Genomic DNA, 7,297 nt, shown 5'->3' on the forward strand with positions numbered 1-7,297 from the left:
GCAGCGCTTTGCGCTGGTCCCCGAGGATGATCGTGCACCGGCAGGATTCCAGGGCCCTGCCGCCAGGCAGGTGGCGGGCCAACCCTGCGACGAATGGACCACGCCGGACCAGGCGCGCCTGTGCGTGTGGTCCGGCGGCCGCGCCTGGGGTTTCGGCGCCTCGCGCGGCGATGACCACCGTTCCTCACCCGACAACATCGTGCTGGAAGCCGAGCCCGGCAATGGCAACGGCTACCGGGTGACCACGCAGGTATTCACTGTCGGCCAGGCATTCGCCGCGCCCACCGCCGCCACGGAGAAGCGCCAATGAACACGCCCCGCCTGCAGCGCGGCCAGAGCATGGTTGAAATGGCAGTCCTGTGCCTGGTGCTGGTGCCGCTGTTCCTGCTGATTCCGACCCTGGGCAAGTACGTCCACATCCGCCAGCAGGCGCAGCAGGCCACGCGTGCGGCCGCTTGGGAAGCGACCGCCTCGCGCTCCTACGCGGTACCAAGCAACGCGCAGGTGCGCCCGCAACTGATCGCGCGCCACTTCGGCGCGGCCGACAGCAGGATCATCAGCAACGTGCCGGCCAGCACCGCCGAGCGCCTGGACGACCCGCTGCTCAACACGTTCTCCAACCAGCCGCTGCTGCAGCGCAGCGACATCACGCTTGGCGCATACCGCAATGACCGCGAGCCCGGGATCATGGGCAGGCTGAGCGGCTTGATCTCCAAACTGCCGGGGCCGTTCCCACCCAACGAGCGTGGCCTGATCACGGCCAGCATGGACATGCGCATCCGCGACCTGCGCACTGCCGACGGCAGTGCCGCCGCTTACCTGGAGCCGTTCGACACGATCGGCCTGCGCATGCAGACCACCAGCGCACTGCTGGCCGATCCGTGGAATGCCGCTGGGGCAGGGATCAGCGGCAACAATCCACGCTCGGTGAAGGCACAGATCCGCAACATGGTGCCGACCAGCAACCTGGAGGACGGCGCGAAGATGCTGCAGGGCGTGTCGTCACTGCCCCTGTTCGGGGTGCTGGGTGACCTGAAGCCAGGCTACATCGAGCCGGATGTGGTGCCGATGGACAAGCTGGAACGTTATGCGCCACGTCCGTGATGTCCTGTGCGCGCTTGCCCTGGGCCTGGCGGCAAGCATGCCGGCGATGGCGACCAGCTGGCCGGAGCTGCCCCTGCCCGATGACAGCCAGGGCGAATGGGTCTCGCGGCACATGATCCACAACGGTGTACCGATGCGCGCGGCACGTTTCCAGAGCCAGCTGCCCCCGGCGCAACTGGTGCGCTACTACGAGCAGCTGTGGCCCGGGCAGGTGACCGTCACCGACCTGGGCAGCAAGAAGATCGTCGCGCACGGCACCAACAAGCACTTCTTCACCATCGAGATCAGCGGCGGTGCGGCCGGCAGCGAAGGCCAGATCGGCATCGTCGAGGTGCTGAAGGAAACGCCCCGGGCCGAGCCCGGCGCCGACTTCCTCAAGCCCTCCGGCACCCAGGTGGTGACCGATACCGTCTACCTCGACAACCCCGGACGCACGCTGACCATGAACGTGCGCATGTCGCCGTTCCAGGCAGACGGGTTCTACAAGTCACGCCTGCCCGAACGCGGCTGGCGCAGCCAGGACGCAAAGCCCTGCCCGATGATGGCGTTGAGCTGCACCGCCAGTTACAGCAACGGCAAGGAGCAGATGACCCTCACCTTCAATCGCAACGGCGAAACCACCGACATGGTGGTCAACCAGATATCGAGATAGCGCGGCCATGAGACAGCCAACACCGCCAAGCCGGCGCGCCCAACGCGGGGCCGCCCTCATTGAGTACACCATCGTCACCGTGCTCGGGATCATCGTCCTGGTCGCCGAGCCCAACATCATCCTCGAACTCGTCCAGGCCCTGCGCAAGGCCTACTCGAGCTTCGTCTACGCACTATCGCTCGGATGGGTATGAAGAAGATCAACATCAAGCCGAACCGCAATCTCGTCTTCATCCTGGTCGCACTGGTACTGGGTGGCCTGGCCGCGCTGCTGGCGGTGAACTACGTGCAGAAGACCGTCGCCGAGCGGACCCGCGACGATGGGGAGACGGTTGTCGTCGCGGTCCCCAAGCAGAACCTCGAGCAGGGCATGCAGATCACCTCCGATGACCTCGCCGCGCGGCCGGTCCCGGTTGATCTGGTACCCGCCGACGCGATCACGCCGGACAACTATGACCAGTATGTCGGTCGTGTGCTGCGCTCGCCGCTTGCCAAGGGCGCACCGGTCCCGGGGGCTGCCCTGGTGCCGCTGTACGACCAGTTCTCCTCGGTCATCAAGAGCGGCAACGTGGCTTACACGATGTCGGTGGACGAAACCAATTCCATCTCCGGCATGGTCGCCCCCGGTGACCATGTCGACATCCTGTTGACCGTGGACGAGGAAGGCGGCGGCGCGCGCGTGCTGCCGCTGCTGGAGAACATCAACGTGCTGGCCACCGGTACCCGCATCGGCGAGCAACCCGTCGATGAGGAAAATCCCGGCTACTCCAACATCACCCTGGAACTGGCCCCCCGCGAAGCCGAGCGCCTGACCGTGGCGGGCAAGGCCGGCGGCTTGCGGGTGATGCTGCGCCACAACGAGGACTCCGAGTCATTCGGCCTCGGTGGCCTGACCCAGAAACAACTGTTGCAGAAAGGCAAAGAGTCCAGCGGTTCGCAGGGCAGCGGCGTTCATTTCATCATCGGAGGCAAGGGCTGAGGCATGCGTACTCGCATCTCACGTTTTTCAATGCTGGGCGCATTCATCGCCATATCCCTACCCGGCGCCGTCGGCGCGCAGCAGGTGGACATGATGTCCGGATCCACCCCCAGCGCACCGCAGGCACCGCAGCAGATGCCGATCCTGGTGCAACCCGCCGCGGCCACGCCGGCAGCACCGGCATCCAATGCAGGCGCCGGCTCGCTGGTTCCGGGCCATCAGTTCCCGGCACCTGTGGCCAATGCCGCCTACAGCCGTCCCGCCGGCAATCGCCAGACGGTGCCGCTGCCCGAGCGTGCCCGCCTGTACGTCGGCCAAGCTGCGGTGTACCGCCTGCCGCGCGCACTCAAGCGTGTGGCGGTGGGCAACGGTGAAATGCTGCAGGTCACCAACATCGGCCGCAATGAGCTGGTGGTGATCGGCAACAAGACCGGCGACAGCACCATCCACCTGTGGATGCAGGACGGCAGCCAGATCGAGGTGCCGGTCACCGTCGGCGAGAGCGACGCCGAAGGCCTGGCCGACACCGTGCGCACCTTGCTTGCCGATGCCGGCAACATCACCGTGCATACCATCTCCGACCGCGTCGTGGTCACCGGCCAGGACGTGCATCCGGGCATCGCCGCGCGCATCGCCAGCCTGAAGGAGATCTACCCGCAGCTGCTGGACTTCACCTCCTCCGACCCGGTCGGCATGCGACCGATGGTGTTGATGGACGTGAAGATCATGGAGTTCGACTCCAACGCATTGGAGGAGCTTGGCATCAAGTGGGACAACGTCATCCGTGGCCCATCCGGCGGGCTGCTGAAGGATTTCACCACCAACGACTACTACCGCGTGCTGCCGGACGGTTCACCGTTCGAGAACCTGCAGCCGGCGCTGCCCACCGCCGTGCGCGGCACCCAGGCGTTCTTCGGCATCGCCACCACCATCGGTTCCAGCATCAACCTGCTGATGAACAAGGGCAAGGCGTTCATGCTGGCCTCGCCACAGCTGAGCGCCCGCAGCGGCGGCTCGGCAAAGTTCCTTGTCGGCGGTGAGGTACCGATTCCGATTCCGCAGGGCTTCGGCCAGGTGACGGTGGACTTCAAGGAGTACGGCATCAAGCTGGACATCGAGCCAGTGGTCAACTCCAACGACGAGATCTCCACCACCTTCATGGCCGAGGTCAGCCGCATCGATCCCAGCGTGATGGTGCAGGGCGTCCCGGGCTTCACCACCCGCCGTACCTCCTCGGAGATCAACGTGCGCGCCGGTGAAACCATCGTCGTGTCCGGGCTGGTGGACAGCAGCGCCGCCAAGAGCGCGGAGAAGTTCCCGATCCTGGGTGACATCCCGATCCTGGGCAAGCTATTCCGCTCCGACGGCTTCCGCGGCAACCGCACCGAGCTGGTGATGTTCGTCACCCCGCGCGTGATCAGCCCGGAATCGCAGGAGAACATCGACGCACTGGAACGTGGCAACAGCATCCAGGAGCGCGGCAAGGAAGCCATGTCCCGCCGCAACAAAGAGTTCGTGCAGTAGGAATCAGCATGTTCAACGTATTGATCACCACCTCCAACCGCGAAGAACGCCGTGTCCGCTGCATGCACCGCGAGTGCAGCATCGGCCGTGGCGACGGCAACCTGATCATCCTGCAGGGCTGGAGCATCGCCCAGCAGCACGCCGCCCTGAAGCGCGAGGAGGCCGGCATCTTCATCCAGTCGCTGGGCGCACGCGCGGCGATCCGCGTCAACGGCCAGGACGTGAAGGACTCGCACGGCCCGCTGAGCAGCAACGACAGCGTGGAGATCGGCGACTACCGCCTGCAGGTGATCGACGAGGACCCGCCGGAAGCCAGGCCGGTCGAACCGGTGGCGGTGGTGCAGGCCACTTCGGCGCCGGCGCCGGCCAATGACCCCGACGATGCGCCCCGGGAACCCTCGCAATCCCTTGCAAAGCCTTCCGAACTTGCCGTGGAGAACACGGTGTGGCGTGCGCGCGTGCATGCCGCGCTGGTCAAGCAGATGGACCTGCGCCGCGTCGACGTGCGCGGCATGACCGATGACGTGCTGCGCTCGACCACCATCAAGCTGATCGAGAGTGTCATGGAGAAGGAGTTCAGCGACCTTCCCAAGACCGTCAACCGACGCCGCCTGGCCAAGGAAGTGCTGGATGAGGCGATTGGCCTGGGCCCGCTGGAAGACCTGCTGGACGACAACAGCGTCACCGAAATCATGGTCAATGCACACGACCAGATCTTCATCGAGCGCGCCGGCCGGATCGAGCAGTCCACGGTCAATTTCACCAACGACCGCGCGGTCCTGTCGGCGATCGAGCGCATCGTCACCCCGCTGGGCCGCCGCATCGACGAAAGCTCGCCGCTGGTGGACGCACGCCTGAAGGACGGTTCGCGCGTCAACGCGGTGATCCCGCCGGTCGCGCTGCGCGGGCCCAGCATCAGCATCCGAAAGTTCTCCAAGCGCAAGCTGCACGGTGAGGACCTGCTCAAGTTCGGTTCGCTGAACCCGCAGATGCTCGAGTTCCTGATCATGGCGGTGAAGGAGCGCCGCAACATCGTGGTCAGTGGCGGTACCGGCTCGGGAAAGACCACCCTGCTCAACATCCTGTCCAACTTCATCCCCGACGATGACCGCGTGGTCACCATCGAGGACGCCGCCGAACTCAAGCTCTCCCAACCCAACCTGGTGGCACTGGAAGCGCGCCCACCGAACATGGAAGGCAAGGGCCAGATCACCATCCGCGACCTGGTCAAGAACGCACTGCGTATGCGCCCGGACCGCATCGTGGTCGGCGAGTGCCGTGGCGGTGAGGCACTGGACATGCTGCAGGCGATGAACACCGGCCACGAAGGCTCGCTGACCACCGCCCACGCCAACAACCCGCGCGAGACGCTGTCGCGCCTGGAAGTGATGGTGATGATGTCCGGCATGGAACTGCCGATGACGGTGGTGCGCGAGCAGATCGCCTCGGCGGTGGACCTGATCGTCCACCAGAAGCGCTACCCCTGCGGCTCGCGCAAGGTCAGCCACATCTCCGAGGTCACCGGCATCGAGAGTGGCACCATCCAGCTGCAGGACATCTTCCTGTTCAGCCCGCGCTCCTACCACGGCCGTGATGGCAAGGTGGTCGGCGAGTTCCGCGCGACCGGCGCGGTGCCGGAGTTCTACGAGACCCTGGCCGAGCGCGGCGTCAACGTCGACCTGGGCATCTTCCGCACGGGAGCGCCGGGATGAGCGAGATCTGGCTGATCGCGCTGCTTGCCTTCGGCAGCTTCGCGCTGGCCGGCATGTACCTTGCCAGCAGCAGCGCCGGGTTCATGGAGCGCTATCGCGAGAACTTCATGAACCAGGCCAGGCTCAACCTGGCCGACATGTTCCTGTTCGTCGACCCGAAGGCATTGTTCGCCGGCAACGCGTTGTTGCTGGCGATCCTGCCGTTGCTGCTGTGGCTGGTCACCGGCAACCTGCTGCTGCCGATCGTGGTGCTGCTGTTGCTGGCCATCCTGCCGCGCAAGATCTACCTGTGGCTCAAGCAGCGCCGGCTGGACCGCATCCAGGCACAGCTGCCCGATGGCCTGCTGATGCTGGCCAGCAGCCTGCGCGCAGGCGTGGGCTTCAACCCCGCGCTGGAAACCCTCGCCCAGGACGGGCAACCGCCGCTGGCACAGGAGCTGTCGCTGATCCTGCGCGAGCAGCACATGGGCGTGCGCACCGAGGAGGCGCTGGAGCACTTCGCCGAGCGCGTGCCGATCGATGACGCCAAGCTGTTCGTCGCCGCGGTGACCATCTCGCGCGAGGTCGGCGGCAACCTGGCCGAGACGCTGGCCACGCTGGCCGAGACGCTGCGCCGCAAGTTGATGATGGAAGGCAAGGTCAAGGCGCTCACCGCGCAGGGCCGCCTGCAGGGCATCGTGATGGCGATGCTGCCGGCCGGCCTGGTGGGCTTTCTGGTGCTGTTCTATCCGGAAACGATGAACCCGATGTTCCACACCTGGCAGGGCTGGTGCGTGATCGCCCTGATCTGCGTGCTGGAGTACCTGGGGTATCGCATGTGCCGGAAAATCATGACGATCGACATATGAGTTGGATGATCATCCTTGTTGCGGTGATGGCCATCGGTGCGGTGGTGCTGGTGATGTTCGCCGTGCGCGGCATGCTGCAGCAGGTGCCGCAGAGCGACCGTGACTACCAGGATCCGTTGCCACGCATGTTGCAACTGTTGTGGCCGGTGGTGGTCGCCGCCACCCATGCGGTCGGCCCGCGGCTGAAGGCCGCCCAGCTCGAACGCGCGCACCGCGCCCTGACCTCCGCCGGCCAGGACTTCGTGCTCACGCCCGAGGAGCTGTATGGAACGCGCATCGTCTCGGCCGGCGCGGTGGCACTGTTCCTCGGGCTGGTGGTGGTGCTGCTGGGCAAGGCCAGCGTTGGCGCACTGTTCTTCTGCCTGCTGTTCGGCCTGCCGCTGGGCTGGATGTATCCCACGCTGTGGCTGGGCGAGCGCCGCAAGGTCCGTACCAAGTACGTGGTGCGCGACCTGCCGGTGTTCCTGGACTTCATCACC

7 protein-coding genes and 2 pseudogenes are annotated in these 7,297 nt (G+C 65.8%); all 9 read left to right on the plus strand.

The genetic code is table 11. From position 1 onward, the window contains the following. A pseudogene (locus tag VA603_RS01750) lies at positions 1–310 on the plus strand (hypothetical protein); the annotation flags it as partial. After that, complete coding sequence (locus tag VA603_RS01755; RefSeq protein ID WP_323437768.1) at positions 307–1,104, plus strand: TadE/TadG family type IV pilus assembly protein; 798 nt, start codon at positions 307–309, stop codon at positions 1,102–1,104. The pseudogene VA603_RS01750 and the gene VA603_RS01755, both read left to right, overlap by 4 nt. Continuing rightward, positions 1,088–1,756 (plus strand): hypothetical protein, encoded by a 669-nt coding sequence (locus VA603_RS01760; RefSeq protein WP_323437769.1) that lies wholly within the window; start codon positions 1,088–1,090, stop codon positions 1,754–1,756. Before VA603_RS01755 ends, VA603_RS01760 begins: the two co-directional genes overlap by 17 nt. Positions 1,757–1,763: 7 nt before the next feature. After that, positions 1,764–1,949 carry a hypothetical protein gene (locus VA603_RS01765; RefSeq protein ID WP_192287046.1) on the plus strand — a complete coding sequence of 62 codons (186 nt, stop codon included), beginning with the start codon at positions 1,764–1,766 and terminating at the stop codon, positions 1,947–1,949. Next, on the plus strand, positions 1,946–2,734 hold the full coding sequence (gene cpaB / locus VA603_RS01770) for a Flp pilus assembly protein CpaB (protein WP_192287047.1): 789 nt from the start codon (positions 1,946–1,948) through the stop codon (positions 2,732–2,734). Before VA603_RS01765 ends, cpaB begins: the two co-directional genes overlap by 4 nt. 93 nt (positions 2,735–2,827) lie before the next feature. Continuing rightward, entirely contained in the window at positions 2,828–4,258 is a 1,431-nt protein-coding gene (locus tag VA603_RS01775) for a type II and III secretion system protein family protein (protein WP_323437770.1), read from the plus strand. 8 nt (positions 4,259–4,266) lie between these two features. Next, a complete protein-coding gene (locus tag VA603_RS01780; protein ID WP_323437771.1) occupies positions 4,267–5,970 on the plus strand; it encodes a TadA family conjugal transfer-associated ATPase in 1,704 nt (567 codons plus the stop codon). Continuing rightward, the gene (locus VA603_RS01785) at positions 5,967–6,818 is read left to right on the plus strand and encodes a type II secretion system F family protein (protein WP_192287050.1); all 852 of its coding nucleotides are present in this window, start codon (positions 5,967–5,969) and stop codon (positions 6,816–6,818) included. The genes VA603_RS01780 and VA603_RS01785 overlap by 4 nt, the downstream gene beginning before the upstream one ends. Before the next feature lie 5 nt (positions 6,819–6,823). Then, positions 6,824–7,297, plus strand: a pseudogene (locus VA603_RS01790) (type II secretion system F family protein); the annotation flags it as partial.

Source organism: Stenotrophomonas capsici (genome assembly GCF_034961085.1).
GTDB classification, from domain to species: domain Bacteria; phylum Pseudomonadota; class Gammaproteobacteria; order Xanthomonadales; family Xanthomonadaceae; genus Stenotrophomonas; species Stenotrophomonas capsici.